Annotated in this window: 21 protein-coding genes; 9 read left to right on the top strand and 12 right to left on the bottom strand. The window is 37.0% G+C overall.

Translation table 11 applies throughout. The annotated features are described in order from the left end of the window. Positions 1–52: 52 nt before the first annotated feature. From ptsN to M983_RS10960, 9 genes are all read right to left on the bottom strand, one after another. Complete coding sequence (gene ptsN, locus M983_RS10920; protein WP_066750284.1) at positions 53–520, bottom strand: PTS IIA-like nitrogen regulatory protein PtsN; 468 nt, start codon at positions 518–520, stop codon at positions 53–55. A 148-nt stretch (positions 521–668) separates the two neighbouring features. Next, on the bottom strand, positions 669–956 hold the full coding sequence (gene hpf / locus M983_RS10925; protein ID WP_004248916.1) for a ribosome hibernation promoting factor: 288 nt from the start codon (positions 954–956) through the stop codon (positions 669–671). Between the two features lie 23 nt (positions 957–979). Continuing rightward, positions 980–2458, bottom strand: a complete 1479-nt coding sequence (rpoN, locus tag M983_RS10930) for an RNA polymerase factor sigma-54 (RefSeq protein ID WP_066750294.1) — start codon at positions 2456–2458, stop codon at positions 980–982. 66 nt (positions 2459–2524) lie between these two features. Beyond that, the gene (lptB, locus tag M983_RS10935; RefSeq protein WP_066750297.1) at positions 2525–3250 is read right to left on the bottom strand and encodes an LPS export ABC transporter ATP-binding protein; all 726 of its coding nucleotides are present in this window, start codon (positions 3248–3250) and stop codon (positions 2525–2527) included. Positions 3251–3256: 6 nt separating this feature from the next. Further along, a complete protein-coding gene (gene lptA, locus M983_RS10940; RefSeq protein WP_066750300.1) occupies positions 3257–3790 on the bottom strand; it encodes a lipopolysaccharide ABC transporter substrate-binding protein LptA in 534 nt (177 codons plus the stop codon). Next, positions 3771–4349: an LPS export ABC transporter periplasmic protein LptC gene (gene lptC, locus M983_RS10945; protein WP_066750303.1), complete on the bottom strand. Its 579-nt coding sequence runs from the start codon at positions 4347–4349 to the stop codon at positions 3771–3773. The genes lptA and lptC overlap by 20 nt, the downstream gene beginning before the upstream one ends. A 16-nt stretch (positions 4350–4365) precedes the next feature. Further along, positions 4366–4923, bottom strand: a complete 558-nt coding sequence (gene kdsC, locus M983_RS10950; RefSeq protein ID WP_066750306.1) for a 3-deoxy-manno-octulosonate-8-phosphatase KdsC — start codon at positions 4921–4923, stop codon at positions 4366–4368. 28 nt (positions 4924–4951) lie between these two features. Then, positions 4952–5926: an arabinose-5-phosphate isomerase KdsD gene (kdsD, locus tag M983_RS10955; RefSeq protein WP_066750310.1), complete on the bottom strand. Its 975-nt coding sequence runs from the start codon at positions 5924–5926 to the stop codon at positions 4952–4954. Positions 5927–5944: 18 nt separating this feature from the next. Next, positions 5945–6925 (bottom strand): calcium/sodium antiporter, encoded by a 981-nt coding sequence (locus tag M983_RS10960; protein ID WP_066750313.1) that lies wholly within the window; start codon positions 6923–6925, stop codon positions 5945–5947. 242 nt (positions 6926–7167) lie between these two features. Between M983_RS10960 and mlaF the strand changes: the two genes are divergently transcribed. The 7 genes from mlaF (at position 7168) to murA (ending at position 12019) form a co-directional block, all read left to right on the top strand. Beyond that, positions 7168–7983, top strand: coding sequence for a phospholipid ABC transporter ATP-binding protein MlaF (gene mlaF, locus M983_RS10965; protein ID WP_066750316.1), 816 nt, complete (start codon positions 7168–7170; stop codon positions 7981–7983). Then, positions 7984–8763: a lipid asymmetry maintenance ABC transporter permease subunit MlaE gene (gene mlaE / locus M983_RS10970; RefSeq protein ID WP_066750318.1), complete on the top strand. Its 780-nt coding sequence runs from the start codon at positions 7984–7986 to the stop codon at positions 8761–8763. A gap of 3 nt (positions 8764–8766) precedes the next feature. Beyond that, complete coding sequence (mlaD, locus tag M983_RS10975) at positions 8767–9303, top strand: outer membrane lipid asymmetry maintenance protein MlaD (RefSeq protein WP_066750320.1); 537 nt, start codon at positions 8767–8769, stop codon at positions 9301–9303. 85 nt (positions 9304–9388) lie between these two features. Then, positions 9389–10018 (top strand): phospholipid-binding protein MlaC, encoded by a 630-nt coding sequence (gene mlaC, locus M983_RS10980; protein WP_066750322.1) that lies wholly within the window; start codon positions 9389–9391, stop codon positions 10016–10018. 1 nt (position 10019) lies between these two features. After that, positions 10020–10313, top strand: a complete 294-nt coding sequence (gene mlaB / locus M983_RS10985; protein ID WP_066750325.1) for a lipid asymmetry maintenance protein MlaB — start codon at positions 10020–10022, stop codon at positions 10311–10313. Positions 10314–10453: 140 nt separating this feature from the next. Next, positions 10454–10708 (top strand): BolA family iron metabolism protein IbaG, encoded by a 255-nt coding sequence (gene ibaG / locus M983_RS10990; protein ID WP_066750329.1) that lies wholly within the window; start codon positions 10454–10456, stop codon positions 10706–10708. A gap of 48 nt (positions 10709–10756) precedes the next feature. Continuing rightward, entirely contained in the window at positions 10757–12019 is a 1263-nt protein-coding gene (gene murA, locus M983_RS10995) for a UDP-N-acetylglucosamine 1-carboxyvinyltransferase (protein ID WP_066750335.1), read from the top strand. Between the two features lie 119 nt (positions 12020–12138). Here the strand turns inward: murA and M983_RS11000 are convergent, their stop codons facing one another. Together M983_RS11000 and M983_RS11005 are read right to left on the bottom strand one after the other, a co-directional pair. Then, on the bottom strand, positions 12139–13449 hold the full coding sequence (locus M983_RS11000) for an SIR2 family NAD-dependent protein deacylase (protein ID WP_066750338.1): 1311 nt from the start codon (positions 13447–13449) through the stop codon (positions 12139–12141). Continuing rightward, entirely contained in the window at positions 13442–14353 is a 912-nt protein-coding gene (locus M983_RS11005) for a hypothetical protein (RefSeq protein ID WP_066750341.1), read from the bottom strand. The genes M983_RS11000 and M983_RS11005 overlap by 8 nt, the downstream gene beginning before the upstream one ends. A gap of 410 nt (positions 14354–14763) precedes the next feature. Here M983_RS11005 and M983_RS11010 point away from each other — a divergent pair, with 410 nt between their 5' ends. Both M983_RS11010 and M983_RS11015 read left to right on the top strand, forming a co-directional pair. After that, positions 14764–15819, top strand: coding sequence for a DUF2157 domain-containing protein (locus M983_RS11010; protein ID WP_066750344.1), 1056 nt, complete (start codon positions 14764–14766; stop codon positions 15817–15819). A gap of 39 nt (positions 15820–15858) precedes the next feature. Then, the gene (locus M983_RS11015) at positions 15859–16104 is read left to right on the top strand and encodes a CPCC family cysteine-rich protein (RefSeq protein ID WP_066750347.1); all 246 of its coding nucleotides are present in this window, start codon (positions 15859–15861) and stop codon (positions 16102–16104) included. A gap of 21 nt (positions 16105–16125) precedes the next feature. Here the strand turns inward: M983_RS11015 and degS are convergent, their stop codons facing one another. After that, positions 16126–17199: an outer membrane-stress sensor serine endopeptidase DegS gene (gene degS, locus M983_RS11020; RefSeq protein WP_066750350.1), complete on the bottom strand. Its 1074-nt coding sequence runs from the start codon at positions 17197–17199 to the stop codon at positions 16126–16128. Positions 17200–17294 lie beyond the last annotated feature (95 nt).

Consider the following 17294-nt stretch of genomic DNA (forward strand, 5'->3'; position numbering starts at 1 on the left):
TGATGAATAACATTCCACTGTATGCTTTCGCTTCCTAATAAACGGGTTAGGTTTATTCTGTGACAATCTGATAAAGTTCTTCATCACTTTGTGCGGAGCGTAGTCGGCGACATAAATTTTTATCAGCCAACTGTTTTGCAATCAAAGACAGTGTGTGTAAATGTTCCTTACATTGTGTTGCAGGAACGAGTAAAGCGAACAATAAATCGACAGGTTGATTATCAATAGCGTCGAAGGGAATCGGTTCGCTTAGGTGAAGAAATACGCCAACAACTTTGTCTGTTTCATCACTTTCAATACGCCCATGGGGAATCGCAAGTCCGCCCCCAATTCCTGTTGTACCCACTTTTTCACGCGTTAATAGCGCTTCAAATATCAATGTTTCCGGCAAATTGAGTTCTTTAGCCGCAAACTCACTGATAATCTCTAACGCGCGCTTTTTACTCGTACAATGTACATCATTATGCGTACATGACAGAGAAAGTACGTCGCTAATTTTCATCGTTAAATCGTTGTTCATTATCTTATTCACTTAGACCAGCAAACCAGATGCCACGGTTGTGACATCTGGTTTCTTTGTTACTGCGTTAATTAGGCTAATGGCAAACGTAGCGTAGATAACGCAGTAACATCGCCGATTATATTCCCATTTTTCAATGAGAAATGAATTAATGTTGTCTCAGTTTATCTTTATGTTTGGTTAATTGACGAGCCAGTTTATCCATTAAGCCATCAATGGCTGCGTACATATCTTCAGCTTCCGCTGAAGCATGAAGTTCACCGCCATTAACTTGAATTGTCGCTTCTGCGATTTTTGTCACTTTTTCGACTTTCAGGATAACTTGAACGTTATTAATCTTGTCAAAGAACTGAGGTAATTTTGCGCTTTTTGCTTTGACGGTATCACGCAGTGCATCAGTTAATTCGATATTATGACCAGTGATTTGAAGTTCCATAGTGTCTTCCTTCTCAATTATGCTCAAACCAACTCTTTACGTTGGTTTGAAGGCGGGATGGATAATGACTCTCTATATTTCGCAACAGTGCGTCGAGCAACTTGTATACCAAGCTCTGCGAGCATATTTGCCAGTTTACTATCACTGAGTGGTTTCGCTGGGTTTTCTGCTGCGATAAGTTTTTTCACTAAAGCACGAATTGCTGTTGAAGAGGCTTCGCCTCCGCTATCAGTATTCACATGGCTAGAGAAAAAATACTTCAATTCGAAAATTCCTCTTGGGCAATGCAAAAATTTTTGCGTTGTCACTCGAGAGATGGTGGATTCATGCATTTCTACTTGTTCTGCAATATCAGCGAGAACAAGTGGTTTCATGTGCTCTTCACCTAATTCGAAAAATGTCTGCTGTGTATCAACAATGCAATGAGCGACTTTTAATAATGTCTCATTACGGCTTTCTAAACTTTTTATCAGCCATTTAGCTTCTTGTAAATTATCACGAATAAATTTTCCGTCACTTTCATTTTTTGTTGATTGACCTAATGCTGCATAAGTCTCATTTATTCGCAAGCGAGGAATGCTATCTGTATTTAACTCAACTTGCCAGTGATCGCCTGATTTTTTTACCAGTACATCAGGAATAACATATTCTGACTCGCCTGTATCGATATTTAAGCCAGGCTTTGGATCTAGAGATTGGATTATCTCAATCACTGATTTTAGCGTCTCTTCTCGTAACTTTGTTTGACGCATTAATTGGCGAAAATCACGATTACCTAATAAGGCTAAATGGTGCTCAATAACAAGCTGAGTTTCTTTAATAAACGGCGTTTCTTTTGAAAAAGTAGAAAGCTGAATCAATAGACACTCTTTTAAGTCGCGAGCTGCGACACCAACAGGATCAAATCGTTGAATTCGCTTTAAAACGGCTTCAACTTCATCAAGCTCTAACTCATCATCGCCCATTCCAGCAAGAATGTCATCTGTTGATATCGTTAAATAACCCGTTTCATCAACAGCATCAATAATACTGATAGCGATTGCTCTATCGATATCTGAAAATGGCGTTAGTTCTGCTTGCCAAGTAAGATAATCTTGTAATGATGCAGTCGTTTCACCTTGATAAAGAGGGAGCTCATCATCACCATAATCACTACTTGTACCCGAGGGTGTACCTGCGGTGTAAAGTTCTTCCCATTGAGTATCTAATGGGAGATCGTCAGAAATCTCTTTTTGCTCTAAGGCATCAAGAGTATCAATTTCTTCGTGCTCACTTTCACTTTGATTTTCAGTGACCGAATCAAGAGAGTTATCTGCATGAACATCATCGGCTTGAGTATTTTCTAATTCGTCTTCTTGTTCTAAAAGAGGGTTAGATTCAAGAGCTTGTTGAATTTCTTGTTGTAGTTCAAGCGTAGAAAGTTGCAACAAACGAATAGCCTGTTGTAGCTGTGGCGTCATCGCCAGTTGCTGACTAAGACGAAGTTGCAGACTTTGTTTCATAGTAATGCGATAAACCCTTTTAAACAGTCATCCATGAGATATAAAACATGTTGATACTGACAGTGACTACAAACGGAAATCTTCACCTAAATAAACACGTTTAACTTGTTCATTCTCTAAAATTTCTTCAGGAGAACCATGAGCAATAAGATGGCCTTGGCTGACAATATAGGCTCGTTCACACACATCTAAAGTTTCACGAACGTTATGATCTGTAATAAGAACACCTAAGCCATAATCTCGTAAATGTTGGATAATTTTTTTAATATCTAATACTGATATTGGGTCAACCCCAGCAAAAGGCTCATCTAATAGAATAAATTTAGGATTAGCTGCAAGTGCACGCGCAATTTCAACACGACGACGTTCACCACCTGATAATGATTGACCTAAGCTATTACGTAAGTGGCTAACGTTAAACTCTTCAAGAAGTTCTTCAGCGCGATCTTTACGTTGTTCTGCGGTCAAATCATGGCGAATTTCTAAGATACCCATGATGTTGTCATACACACTCAAACGCCTAAAAATCGAGGCTTCTTGAGGAAGATAGCCAATACCTTTGCGTGCACGCTCATGTAACGGTAACAGGGTAATATCTTCATTATCAATAGTAATACTACCCGCATCACGAGCAACGATACCTACCACCATATAGAATGTCGTAGTTTTACCAGCACCATTAGGCCCAAGTAAGCCGACTATTTCGCCTGAATTAACTTCAAGGCTAACATCACCGACAACGGTACGGCCTTTGTATGCTTTTGCTAAATGTTCAGCTTTTAACAGTGCCATAAAGTGTTACTTACCTTTGTTGTTAGCACCAGGACCTTTCTCTTGCAACTGAGAAGGTAGTAAAACAGTGGTAACTTGATTACCTTTGCTACTAAATGCTTCCATTTGCTGAGTGGGTACTTGGTAGATGATTTTATCACCAGAGATATTGCTATCTAATTGTTCAAGATAGGCTTTACCTGTGAGAGTCACTAGCTCTTTATCCATTTCATAAGTCATTTTATCGCCATGACCTTTGATTGGTTTGCCATCATCTTGTAACTGGTAGAAAGTCACTGGATTACCAAATGCCTCTACCACCATTTTTTTTGAATCACCACCAGGGCGAGTCACAACAACTTTATCTGCGCGAATATCAATAGAACCTTGTTTTACCACAACATTTTTAGTAAATGTTGTAATGTTCTTTTCAAGGTTAAGTGACTGAGTCTCAGAGTTGACAACAATAGGTTGCTTTGTGTCATCTTTAAGCGCCATAACGGGTACACTTATAGTAAATAATGCACCGACAATCAGTGTATTACGGATTTTTTGATTCATAAGGGATCTCATAATAGGTGTTCACCTGCTCAATCAGCTCTGCTTGTTTTTCTCGCAGATTGCCTCGCATTTTTAAGCCGACTGATTTCAGTCCGACGCCGATAATAGTCACTTCATCATCAGAGGAAACATCCTGTGTATCCAGATTAGCGATGGCATTTTCGGTACTGATCCGTTGTAACTGTGAATCAGCCGTTAAACTATCAATTTGCACATCACCATAAAGATAAAGCATTTTACTGTTTGTTAGCTTGGCTTTATTTGCGCGAACAGTCCATGTTGCTTCTCCTGTTGTCGAATATGTCGTTAAAACAGGGTTAGTAAACCAAGTAAACTTTTGTTGAGCGTAGTTTTTTACATCATCAGCAACAAGTTTATATCCTAGTATACCAGTTGGCTCATAAACAAAGGACACCGAAGATTTTGATTGATAAGTTGGCTGACCATCGTCAACAATTTTACCGTCATCAAATTCAGTGTTATTAGTGTAGTTCCAACCAATGAGTCCAAGGACAATAATGGCAAGAAACAGGGTGAACCAAGCTTTTAATTTATTCATTCTGTATCGTTACACGTTAAATCGACAGACCTTTAGCTTCTTCAAGTAAACCTTGTGCTAAAAGTATTAAATCGCATAATTCTCGTACTGCGCCACGACCACCCGCAATGCGAGTGACATAATCAGCACGAGGAGTGAGTAATGGATGCGCATCAGCGACTGCAACCGAAAGCCCGACTTTTTCCATTACAGGTAAATCGATAAGGTCATCCCCAATATAAGCAGTTTGTTCCGGTTTAAGGGTTAGTGTATCTAACAGTTGTTGATACGCCAAAAGCTTATTATGCTGTCCTTGGTAAAGATATGTAATTCCCAGAGTTTTTGCACGATCTTCTAACAGTTTAGATTGGCGACCTGTAATAATAGCGACCTCAATACCTGATGTCAGTAAACAACGAATACCATAGCCATCACGAACATTAAAGGCTTTTAGCTCTTCGCCATTATTACCCATATAAATTAATCCGTCAGACATCACACCATCAACATCACAAATCAGCAATTGGATTTTTTCTGCTTTTTTAATCATATTTTCGCTGACAGGGCCGTAGTACGTCTCTATGACTGTATTCATTTTTATCCTTAAATAGGTGATAATAAGCTTACACAACGCCTGCTTGTAATAAATCATGCATATGTAAAACGCCTAATAGAGTATCACTATCTTGCTCTGTCACTAAGAGTGATGTGATATGTTTGGCTTGCATTAGATTTAGTGCTTCAACCGCTAAACAATCAGGACGAATACGAATAGCGCCTTTTGTCATGACATCTGAGATTTTGGCGTTATTTAAATCAATGCCCAAATCAAATATACGGCGCAAATCACCGTCAGTAAAAATGCCGTTAATCAACATATTATCATCACAAATAACAGTCATACCTAATTTTTTACGTGTTATTTCAACAAGTGCTTCGCGTAATGTGGCATCTTTTGTAACTCTAGGGATATCATTATTCGTATTCATTAAGTCGCTGACATGCAAAAGTAATTTTTTACCTAAAGCGCCTCCAGGGTGGGAAAGGGCAAAATCTTCAGCAGTAAAACCTCTTGCTCGTAATAATGCGATAGCTAATGCATCTCCCATGACTAATGTAGCTGTTGTGCTTGTTGTTGGCGCAAGCCCTAAAGGACACGCTTCTTTTGGTACTTTTATACAAAGATGAATATCTGCGGCTTTTCCCATCGTGCTTTGTTCACTGCGAGTCATGCAAATTAACACAATTTGTTTGCGTTTAAGCACAGGAATAAGGGTTAAGATTTCGCTAGCTTCACCGGAGTTTGATATTGCTAAAACAATATCTTTTTCTGTGACCATACCTAAATCACCATGGCTTGCTTCACCAGGATGTACAAAAAAAGAAGGTGTTCCTGTGCTGGCAAATGTTGCTGCAATTTTATGGCCAATATGTCCTGACTTTCCCATTCCCATCACGATGACTCTGCCTTGGCAGTGAAATATTTTTTGACAGGCTTGAGAAAAATCTTCATTGATATATTGCTCTAATTCGGCTAACCCTTCACGTTCAATATGGAGAACCTTTTTACCTGCTTGCTGGAAATCAAACTCGGTCATTTTTTTGTACCATTTATTTTAGGTTAAGAGAGAATGTGCGATGCACAACACCGTAATATAAACAATAAAGCAAACTAATAAGAATATCCCTTTTCCTCGATTAAGACGTTGTTTTTGTCCTAATGAAAAGAGTGAGAAAAGTAAACTAGCGATACCCAATATCGCGAAACTAAAATAGAACGCCTTTAAGTTTAAGGTGCTTGGTGAGAATAATGCGGGCATGCCTAGCACAAATGTCAGGTTGAAAATATTAGCACCAATAATATTACCTAATGCTAACTCATTTTCTCTCCTGAGTGCTGCAACAATTGTGGTTGCAAGCTCCGGTAAGCTAGTCCCGATTGATAGCAATGTTAAGCCGACAAAAAGCCCGCTAATATGATACTGTTGCATTAAAACAAAAACGTTATCAATCACCATTCTTGTGGCAACAGGGATGATAAGTAGAGCAATAACGACCCAAAAAAGGGCAACAGAGTTACGAGGATTAGTTTGTAACTCAACGCGAGTTAACGTTTGTAAAGGAAGAACATGACGCTCTTGGTTTAGCGTTTTATGCATTGTTTTTATCATTAAGAAGATAGAGGCAAACCCAATGAAAAAGAGCAAAATACCCTCTCTTAATCCTAAATTCCCACTTGAGAGTAAAACAGCCACCAGCATGATGACTATAATCATTAAAGGTAGCTCTTTTTTAAGTACAGCGGATTGGATATTCATGGGATAAATCATCGAACCAATTCCTGCGATCAGCAGTAGATTAGTCAATGTTGAACCAATTGCTGTACCAATAGCGATATCAGGCAAATTATGCACTGATGCATCCGCTGAGACAAAAAGTTCAGGTAATGATGTGCCTGTACCTACAATTAAAATACCAATGACAGCGGGTGGTATTTTTAATGATTGCGCAAAAATACTAGCACCATAGACTAATCTGTCTGACGCATAGACTAGTAACATCAACCCAAAAATTAACAGAGACAAAGTTAGCAACATGCCATTAGTTTTCCAAAAATAAGCGAAAGATAAAGCAAACCAGTAAGACAAGGGCTGATAACAAACATAATTGTCAAAAGGTTTTTACTCATCCGCCATATTTTGACGAGCTGCGCACGAAAAGTAAAATTAACAGCGCAATAAATTGCTAAATAATGGTGATTTCTTTGTAACATAGATAACGAACTGCCAAAATAGTATAAAAATTCATTTATACAGACAGGCTTGAGGATGTTTTATTCATGAACGCACAATCTGATAATGTAATTGAAGTGCGCAATATGAACTTTACTCGAGGTAACCGAAGTATCTTCTCAGAGATAAATCTGGTTGTACCAAGAGGGAAAGTGACCGCAATTATGGGGCCATCAGGGATAGGTAAAACAACCTTGTTACGCCTAATTGGAGGCCAAATTCTGCCTGATAGTGGTGAAATTTGGTTTGATGGCGATAATATTCCTGCGTTATCTCGTTCTGCGCTGTACCACGCAAGAAAGAAAATGAGTATGCTTTTTCAATCAGGCGCGCTTTTTACTGATATGAATGTGTTTGAAAATGTGGCATTTCCATTAAGAGAGCATACAAATTTACCGGAATCATTAATCCATACAACAGTGATGATGAAATTAGAGGCGGTAGGTTTACGGGGGGCTGCAAAATTGATGCCTTCTGAATTATCAGGTGGTATGGCACGCAGAGCCGCATTAGCAAGAGCGATAGCACTTGATCCTGAATTGATTTTGTTTGATGAGCCATTTGTTGGGCAAGACCCAATTACGATGGGAGTCCTCGTTAAGCTCATTGATGAGTTAAATCATGCACTAGGTGTGACCTGTGTAGTTGTTTCTCATGATGTACCCGAAGTGCTTAGTATTGCAGATTATGCATATATTATTGCAGAGCAAAAAGTGATTGCTCAAGGAAGTGCAAAAGCGTTAGAGGAAAACACAGATAAACAGGTAAGACAGTTTTTAGATGGTATTGCTGATGGGCCTGTGCCTTTCCGTTTTCCTGCTGGCGATTATCAGGATGATCTACTAGGACGAGGAAATGAGTAAGTGAGTAAATTATTAGCTCGTATTGGCGCTCGATCATTAGGGATTTTTGCCACTTTTGGTCGAGCTGGAATTATGCTTTTCCGCGCACTATTTGGTAAGCCTGAATTTCGTAAACAATGGCCTCTACTGATAAAACAATTATATAACGTCGGCGTGCAATCATTGCTGATTATTATGGTCTCTGGTTTGTTTATTGGTATGGTGTTGGGATTACAAGGTTACCTTGTCTTGACGACATTTAGTGCAGAAGCAAGCCTTGGTATGATGGTAGCGCTCTCTTTACTAAGAGAATTAGGACCAGTCGTGACAGCATTGTTATTTGCAGGTCGAGCTGGCTCTGCGTTAACCGCAGAAATAGGATTAATGAAAGCGACAGAACAAATTTCCAGCTTGGAAATGATGGCAATTGACCCTTTACGACGAGTTGTTGCACCTCGTTTCTGGGCTGGTTTTATTAGCATGCCATTATTATCACTTATCTTTGTTGCTGTCGGTATTTTTGGTGGTGCAATTGTGGGTGTGGACTGGAAAGGGATTGATGAAGGCTTTTTCTGGACATCCATGCAAAGCTCTATCGAATGGCAAAAAGATTTAGTGAACTGTTTTATTAAAAGTGTCGTTTTTGCCATTACGGTCACTTGGATAGCGCTCTTTAACGGATATGACGCAATCCCGACATCAGAAGGGATTAGCAGAGCAACGACACGTACTGTTGTTCATTCATCGTTAGCCGTATTGGGTTTAGATTTTGTACTAACAGCACTGATGTTTGGGAACTAAGTCATGCAAAGTAAAAAAATTGAAGTTTGGGTTGGCCTATTTGTTGTTATCGCAATTATTGCTGTTATTTTTCTTAGCTTAAAAGTTGCTGATATAAAAGAGATAGGTAACCAACCGACTTATCGTGTTTATGCAAGTTTTGGTAATATTGGCGGATTGAAAGAGCGTTCTCCTGTAAAAATTGGTGGTGTTGTCATTGGTCGTGTATCGTCAATTACTTTGAAAGAAGAATCTGAAGGTAATTATCGCCCTGAAGTTGCAATTGATATTCTTCAGAATTATGACCACATTCCAGAAAGCAGTTCGCTGTCTATTCGTACTTCAGGTTTATTAGGTGAACAATTTTTAGCGCTTAATTTAGGTTTTTATGATGTAGACCTAGGCTCTGATTTTCTAAAAGATGGCGGTACAATCACCAATACTAATTCAGCAATGGTACTTGAAGATTTAATTGGTCAATTCCTTTATAAAACGGGTGATGGCGATGATTCAAAAAAATCTGAAACAGCACCTGCACCAGAGCACCATGCATTACCTTAATCGTTAATTTACGGTGTATTTAAACCTTATGTATAAATATGCCGTATTCTTTATTGAGATATTACTTTAAGAGGAAGCGAAAAATATGTTTAAACGCTTACTGATGGTCGCATTATTAGTGATTACGCCTTTTGCGATGGCGGTAGATAAAACCAACCCTTACACATTAATGGATGATGCGGCGCAAAAAACATTTAGCCGTTTAAAAAATGAACAGCCTGAGATTCGCAAAAATCCTGAATACTTACGTGAAATCGTACAACAAGAATTACTGCCTTATGTCCAAATTAAATATGCGGGTGCATTAGTATTAGGTCCTTATTATCGCAATGCTACTCCTGCGCAACGCGATGCGTATTTCACCGCATTTGAATCTTATCTTGCGCAAGTTTATGGCCAAGCTTTAGCTATGTATGAAGGTCAAGAATATCGCATTGAGCCAGCAAAACCTTTTGGTGATAAAACAAACTTAACGATTCGTGTAACTATTATTGATAAAAACGGTCGTCCACCAGTACGTCTTGATTTCCAATGGCGTAAAAATACTAAAACAGGTGAATGGCAAGCTTACGATATGATTGCAGAAGGCGTTAGCATGATTACCACTAAACAAAATGAGTGGTCAGATATTTTAAGTTCTAAAGGTGTTGATGGTTTAACTAAGCAGTTAGAAATCAGTGCGAAAACTCCAATAACCCTTGATGAGAAAAAATAAGATGTCAGCCTCGTTACGCTTTGAAAAGAAAGGCGATACGCTTTTTTTTCAAGGCTCGTTAGATAGAGAAACGTTGCTGCCAGCATGGCAACAACGTAAAACACTACTAGCCGATATTAACAGCATTGATATTTCTGCATTAGATCATATTGATTCAACGGGCTTAGCGCTTTTTGTTCACTATAAAGCACAAGTCGAAGCAGAAAATAGACCGCTAAAGATAATAGGGGTAAGTGAGCGTTTTCAAACCTTAATTACACTCTATGACCTTGATAATATAATGAATATTGCTTAATTCTATTTATTAATTTAAGCAATCAAAAACCCCCTTAATGATATTTTTATTATTAAGGGGGTTTTTCATGGTTTAAGAGTAGGTCGGATTCTATTAGGATAGATGACTGATTATTATTTTAACGTTGAGATTGAGCAATTATGGATACAAATGAAATCAAGCAAGTATTAATGGATGCCTTGTCTTTAGATGAAGTCATCGTAAACGGTGATGGTAGTCATTTTCAGGTTGTCGTTGTTGGTGCAATGTTTGAAGGAATGAGCAGAGTAAAACAGCAACAATCCATTTATGCGCCTTTGATGGAATATATTTCAGATAATCGTATTCACGCTTTATCTATTAAGGCCTACACACCTGAAGAGTGGAAAAGGGACCGTAAACTTAGCGGGCTTTGATTGTAGGTATTATACAGCGTACAGCAAAATAAAAAGAGAGTTCTACAGATGGATAAATTTAGAGTACAAGGACCAACCTGTTTATCAGGTGAGGTCACGATATCAGGCGCTAAAAATGCTGCACTACCAATTCTGTTCGCTGCTATCCTTGCCGAAGAGCCAGTAGAGTTAACCAATGTTCCTAAGCTAAAAGACATTGATACCACTATCAAATTACTTAATCGTTTAGGAACAAAAGTAGAGCGTAATGGTTCTGTTTTTGTTGATGCTCGTAATATCAATGAATTTTGTGCCCCTTATGATTTAGTTAAAACGATGCGTGCGTCTATTTGGGCATTAGGCCCATTAGTTGCTCGTTTTGGCCAAGGGCAAGTCTCTTTACCTGGTGGGTGCGCTATTGGTGCTCGACCAGTTGATTTGCATATTACGGGATTAGAGCAACTAGGGGCTGAAATAACGCTTGATGAAGGTTATGTTAAAGCGCGTGTCGATGGGCGTTTAAAAGGCGCACATATCGTTATGGATAAAGTGAGTGTGGGTGCCACTATTACTATAATGACGGCAGCGGTTTTAGCTGAGGGTAAAACCATTATCGAAAATGCGGCGAGAGAACCTGAAATTGAGGATACTGCGAATTTCCTCAATACATTAGGCGCAAAAATCAGTGGTGCTGGTACTGATAGAATTGTCATTGAGGGCGTTGAGCGTCTTGGTGGTGGAACTTATCAAATCTTACCCGATCGCATTGAAACAGGGACTTTTTTAGTTGCTGCTGCGATTTCACGTGGGCACGTTATTTGCCGTAATGCAAAACCAGATACACTTGATGCAGTATTAGCGAAATTACGTGAAGCAGGTGCTGATATTCAAACCGGTGAAGATTGGATTAGCCTTGATATGCATGGTAAACGCGCTAAAGCGGTTACTTTGCGTACTGCTCCACATCCAGGATTTCCAACCGATATGCAAGCACAATTTAGCCTACTGAATTTAGTAGCAGAAGGTGCTGGTATGATAACTGAAACGATTTTTGAAAATCGCTTTATGCATATTCCTGAGCTAATTCGTATGGGGGCTCATGCAGAAATAGAAAGTAATACTGTGTTATGCCACGGTGTTGAGAAACTTTCTGGTGCACAAGTAATGGCAACTGATTTAAGAGCCTCAGCAAGTTTAGTACTTGCAGGATGTATTGCAGAAGGAACAACCATTGTTGATCGCATCTACCATATCGACCGTGGTTATGAAAATATCGAAGATAAATTACAAGGTTTAGGCGCTAAAATTGAGCGTTTACATTCTAATGATTAATTGAATATTTATTTTTTGATATTAATAATAAAGGCCATAGTGCATTTTATGCACTATGGTCTTTTATTAACCACCGCATATTAGATAATAAGAATCATTTTTTGTGAAAAATTTTGGCTTTATAAATTTTCGACCAAACTCACGGCATCTTGATTAGCGATATTGTTACTAACATAATTTTTAAGCATCACTCTATTCGAAACAATAATAGAAGGCCATTTGCTTTTCCATGCCCCATAGGCATGCCATGAATATCCCCTAGAATAATCTTTGCTCATGCGATTCATCGAGTGTGATACTGCTTCAAGGTATATTTTTTCTAGTGAGGTATCTTTGATTTCAATAATCGTTGCAATATAAATTAGCCAATTTGCTAAATGAACATACTGATCCCAAGCGCTATCTCCACGTGTTAACTTAATTTTTTCTTGGATTATTTTCTCAATCATTATCATTGCATTTTTGTCTGTTACTCGAGCACCAAATGCGGCTAATGACACAATAATTTCATAAAAGCTATTTTCAACTTGAAGAAATTTTTTGGAAAAAGAATGTGTTCCGCGAATGACTTTTTTAATATTATCAATAGAACTTTCAGCTCTTTTTTTAACATCTTTTACTTTTAAATTAAGTTTTTCAAAAAATTCATGTGTTTCTAAATTATCTACGACTCTAATACCATAGCAATGGAAATAATATTCTTTTAAATAAGGCTCCACTTCTCGCCTAGAGACCAAAAACATAGATGAACCAATCACATTTTCTCTTGAGAATGCCGTATATTCATTAATAATAGCCTTAAGGTTAGTATCTCCTAATGAATAACCTAATATGACTATAGTGTTTTCATAAATCATGGAGCTTATTTTTTTAGAAAAATAAGAATCATGATTAATAAATTTAAAATAGTTATCTGATGTCAAAATCATATTACTGGATGAATCGACAGAGCCATGAACATGATAGATTTTTATATTAGATGAGCATTTTGGAATAGGAAGTCCAGGCGCCAATGATTGGCAATTATCGATAGATAGCATTTCTTCTATTAATTTATCGTAATTTGTTGTAATAATCCTAATAGAGTTGTTTTTCAAAAATGTTTCTATTGGTGTATTATCGCCTGATAACGTAATTTCTTTTATTATATCTGCAATTTGTTCATGCAAGTCCTTATTCTTTTTTTGATACTCAATATAAATAACTTGAGCCGCTTCTTCTAAACTTAATGGATTTGAGCCTGTCTTTGGAAATAATGAATGTTTTATTTTATCTAAGCCATCTAATCTATCACAAGCTATTTCAAGTAATTCTTGCCAACCGGGGACTTTATTTTCAGTTATTGCCTTTGAAAAACCTGTTCCTGTGAATAAGCATAATCTCTTTGTCACCGCTGAATAGGCTATTTCATAAAGTTCAAGTTCATGCATTATGTTTACCCCAAGGCTTGTAATATAAGTAAGCTAAGTTATCTAGTTTAAAATTGATATAATCACCACTATTTATTTTTACTGGTGGTAACTCACTAAAAATAAATAAGTAAAGTGGTTTAATTGGTTTCGCTAACGCTATTTTATCTAACTCTTCTCTTGACGTTCTTTTATACTCTGATTGTTCAACCATACGATTTGAAATAAAAAAGGTTGGCTTGCATTTTAATTTACCTGAACGCATTTCTTTATCAAAACGGACAATATAGTAATCATCTTTGCGCCTAAGCCACGCTTTTCCAAAATAAATACGTGGTTCATCTAGATATTCATTGATATCTTTTTGATCATTTACATGAATAAAAAAATCTCTTATATGAAGTTTTCCTTCTGGTAGATTAAGGAAGAAATTTTCTTTATTTATAAATGAGTTAACTAATCCAGATAAGCGTTTTTTTGAATGACGTTGTTTATTTATATTATTTTCATCATTATTTTTTGAGGCAATACGTTTAGTCGTATTATTATTTTCATCTGATGAAAGATCTTCTTTAATTTTTGTTTTTGTAGGAGAAGACACATCAAAGTCCACCAAGTCATTAGAGATAAAAGGTAAGGCTTCAGGATCTTCATTGTCTTTTCTTATACCACGTGATTCGTTCTCCTCATTTAAACCTATTTTGCATTCCTTAGAATGTTCTGTGACAAATTTAAAATGAGGTATCCTTTTTCGTAGGCTTTTAGGTCTATCAAGATTTGCGCATGTGACTTGTGCGTGACAATTGGATTCTGGACATTCAAATAAATGTTTAGATGTGATTTTTCCTTCTGAATATAATTTATCGGCATCATCAGCAGAAATATCTTTTTTAAGTTCTAAGCTTGTCGCGAGTTCTATCTTCATTAGCATCCCCTGTGATATAACAAAATCTTAAATTTTTTTGAAACACCTTATTGTTGTTTTTTTATTTATATATAAAAAGTAAATATCATATATTTTATTAAAGTCATCTTAGAGAGCATAAGAAATGTGCGCTATATTATAGTAAATAACTCTTTAGTATTAGTTGTATATATTCACATAAATAAAAGAAATATTGATTATTCACATCAATTATATGTTGATGATAAGAAGTTATTTTAAATAGCAATGGTAAGAGATAGAAGAAAATAAGATAATTCATAAGGTATTTTACGATATTTCAATTAGATTAGGATAATCACTCTCTGTTTAAAATAAACCTGTCGATGATATTTAATTGATTGATTTTTAAATTAAAAAAGTTGATTGGTTAGTAAAAGGAAGACGTTTAAATGAAAGTCACAAGGAAACAAGAACATCTTATTCGTCAAGTACTTGATGAATGGCAAAAATCAGAGGTTATTTCAGCACAAGAATACTTGAGATTACGCCAAACATTGCAACCAATTCCTTTCGATTGGAAAAGCTTAAGTCGTTATGCGTTTTGGATTGCGATAGTCTGTTTGATTATGGCAGTAGGCGCATTATTTAGTGATAGTGAATTAATTAATTATCTTATTCAAATATTCAGTTTTTCACAAATGATGAGGGTGATAACTCCTGCACTTATCGCAATTGTATTTTATTTTTGGGGGTTTAAGAGACAAAGAAAAGAGCAACAGTGGCATTATAGTTCAGAGTGTATTCTTTTTTTAGGTGTCATGTTTACTGCTGTTTCTTTGTGGCAATTAGCGATGTTACTCGATAATGGTAGTGGTCATATTGCACCTATTTTCTTAATAGGGTGTGTTATTTATGCCATTGTGGGGTATATAAGCTGTTCATCGCTAGTATGGTTATTTTTCTTATTAGTGTTAGGCAATTGGTTTGGTACTGAAACTGGCTATATGTCTGGATGGGGCTCTTATTGGTTAGGAATGAATTATCCTATTCGTTTTGTTTTTTTCGGTGCTGCCTTATTAGCGATATGCTATCTGTTACAGAATATATTGGTTCATCGGCGTCTCTTTACGATGACCAAAATAATGGGATTAACTTATCTTTTTATCGCTTTATGGATAATGTCTATTTTCGGTAATTACGATACGAATGCTTGGTACTCTATTTCTAGCATAAACCTATTACCTTGGGCGCTCTTATTTGGTGTTGTCGCTGTTATCTGTATTTATATTAGCTTAAAAACAGAGGATGGTATGTTAAGAGGATTTGGGCTGACCTTTTTAGGAATTAATTTATATACTCGTTTCTTTGAGTATTTCTGGAATAGTTTGCATAGCGCTATTTTCTTCTTTATTTTAGCTATCTCACTTATTGTAATTGGACGTAAAGCTGAAAAAATTTGGCATACAGTGAGTGATAACACATTAAATCAGGCTAATAAAAAGTAACTTACTGAGTATTGTTAATTTTAATAAAGGAGATAAATTTTGATTGAAAAACGAAGTTGTCTTCTTCCATTAGAGGTAGGCTGTGCAGCCTGCCACTATTTGGTGTTTAAAGACAAAAAAGAATCTTTTTTTGAAATTTGCCCTGTTTGTGGATGGCAAAATGATGGAACTAAAGGTAATGAATACAGTGGGTGTAATCACAGTTCGATGAATGATTATCGTCAAACAGAAGATTTTGAGAAAAATTGCTTAGCTAATTCTACATTTTATATAAAATCTCCCTAGCATATAGGGAGATGCGCCATATTATGATTCAGGTTGATATTCTGAAATAGTGACGTCAATGTTGTGTTCATTTCCATCTCGTAGCAATGTAACGGGTAATACTGTGCCGGGACTGGTTTCAGCAATATAATCCATCATACCCATTGCCGAAGTGGCTGGTTCATGATTGATACTGAGAATAATATCGCCTGTTTTCATTCCTGCTTTTTCTGCTGGGCTATTAGGTGCAATGCGAAAAATACGCAATCCTTGGATTTGTTGAATATCACTATTTGATGAGCGAATTCTTGGTAATTCTTTGGCGGTAATACCAATAAAGCCACGAACAACACGGCCATCGCGGATAAGTTTATTCATGATTTTAACGGCAAGTTCAGTCGGAATAGCAAAGCTTAATCCTTCAGCGCTCGCACGATAGCCATTATTGTGATTACCTGAATCAAACGTCATGGTATTGATGCCGACCAATTCGCCTTCTGTATTAATTAAAGCCCCACCAGAGTTTCCTTCATTGATAGAGGCATCTGTTTGAAGAAAGTTTTGATAACGTGTTGGGCTTAAGCCAACACGTCCTGTTGCGCTAATAATGCCTTGGGTGATTGTTTGCCCTATATTATAAGGATTACCGATAGCAAGTACGACATCACCAATATGAGAAACTCTTTTGCTATTAATTGGAATAGTGGGCAGTTTATCAGCATCAATTTTTAATACAGCAAGGTCTGTTAAGGGATCAGAACCCACGAGCAATCCTTCATAAAGATCGCCATTTTGTAGTGCAACAATAATTTGATCTGCATTATTAACAACATGTTGGTTAGTTAGTATATAACCGCGCTTGTCCATAATGACACCTGCGCCTAATGACGTTAATTCTCTACCTTCTTGAGAAAAACTGCCCATACTACTGCTATACACATTCACAACAGCAGGTGCTGCGCGACGTACAGCTTTGTTATAACTAAAAGGGGCATTGAGAAAATCACCATTAAGTAGGTGTTCAATAAAAATAGGCCGAATAGAAGGCACCGCAACCAAAAGAATGGCAGCTGTCAAAATACCAATCAATCCAGATCGCAGTAACTTATTTAACATAAAGATCCTATATTTATGTTTTAACAGGGAGCGGGCTCGTACACAGGCAAGAGAATATCACAGTTTATCTTATGAAAGGATAAACGCTTTAATAA

This window comes from Proteus myxofaciens ATCC 19692, from assembly GCF_001654855.1.
GTDB lineage: Bacteria > Pseudomonadota > Gammaproteobacteria > Enterobacterales > Enterobacteriaceae > Proteus > Proteus myxofaciens.

What these genes read in the sequence shown, in the direction of transcription:
- ptsN (WP_066750284.1), bottom strand. Translation starts at nt 520, where the DNA reads ATGAACAACGATTTAACGATGAAAATTAGCGACGTACTTTCTCTGTCA.
- hpf (WP_004248916.1), bottom strand. Translation starts at nt 956, where the DNA reads ATGGAACTTCAAATCACTGGTCATAATATCGAATTAACTGATGCACTG.
- rpoN (WP_066750294.1), bottom strand. Translation starts at nt 2,458, where the DNA reads ATGAAACAAAGTCTGCAACTTCGTCTTAGTCAGCAACTGGCGATGACG.
- lptB (WP_066750297.1), bottom strand. Translation starts at nt 3,250, where the DNA reads ATGGCACTGTTAAAAGCTGAACATTTAGCAAAAGCATACAAAGGCCGT.
- lptA (WP_066750300.1), bottom strand. Translation starts at nt 3,790, where the DNA reads ATGAATCAAAAAATCCGTAATACACTGATTGTCGGTGCATTATTTACT.
- lptC (WP_066750303.1), bottom strand. Translation starts at nt 4,349, where the DNA reads ATGAATAAATTAAAAGCTTGGTTCACCCTGTTTCTTGCCATTATTGTC.
- kdsC (WP_066750306.1), bottom strand. Translation starts at nt 4,923, where the DNA reads ATGAATACAGTCATAGAGACGTACTACGGCCCTGTCAGCGAAAATATG.
- kdsD (WP_066750310.1), bottom strand. Translation starts at nt 5,926, where the DNA reads ATGACCGAGTTTGATTTCCAGCAAGCAGGTAAAAAGGTTCTCCATATT.
- M983_RS10960 (WP_066750313.1), bottom strand. Translation starts at nt 6,925, where the DNA reads ATGTTGCTAACTTTGTCTCTGTTAATTTTTGGGTTGATGTTACTAGTC.
- mlaF (WP_066750316.1), top strand. Translation starts at nt 7,168, where the DNA reads ATGAACGCACAATCTGATAATGTAATTGAAGTGCGCAATATGAACTTT.
- mlaD (WP_066750320.1), top strand. Translation starts at nt 8,767, where the DNA reads ATGCAAAGTAAAAAAATTGAAGTTTGGGTTGGCCTATTTGTTGTTATC.
- mlaC (WP_066750322.1), top strand. Translation starts at nt 9,389, where the DNA reads ATGTTTAAACGCTTACTGATGGTCGCATTATTAGTGATTACGCCTTTT.
- mlaB (WP_066750325.1), top strand. Translation starts at nt 10,020, where the DNA reads ATGTCAGCCTCGTTACGCTTTGAAAAGAAAGGCGATACGCTTTTTTTT.
- ibaG (WP_066750329.1), top strand. Translation starts at nt 10,454, where the DNA reads ATGGATACAAATGAAATCAAGCAAGTATTAATGGATGCCTTGTCTTTA.
- murA (WP_066750335.1), top strand. Translation starts at nt 10,757, where the DNA reads ATGGATAAATTTAGAGTACAAGGACCAACCTGTTTATCAGGTGAGGTC.
- M983_RS11000 (WP_066750338.1), bottom strand. Translation starts at nt 13,449, where the DNA reads ATGCATGAACTTGAACTTTATGAAATAGCCTATTCAGCGGTGACAAAG.
- M983_RS11005 (WP_066750341.1), bottom strand. Translation starts at nt 14,353, where the DNA reads ATGAAGATAGAACTCGCGACAAGCTTAGAACTTAAAAAAGATATTTCT.
- M983_RS11010 (WP_066750344.1), top strand. Translation starts at nt 14,764, where the DNA reads ATGAAAGTCACAAGGAAACAAGAACATCTTATTCGTCAAGTACTTGAT.
- degS (WP_066750350.1), bottom strand. Translation starts at nt 17,199, where the DNA reads ATGTTAAATAAGTTACTGCGATCTGGATTGATTGGTATTTTGACAGCT.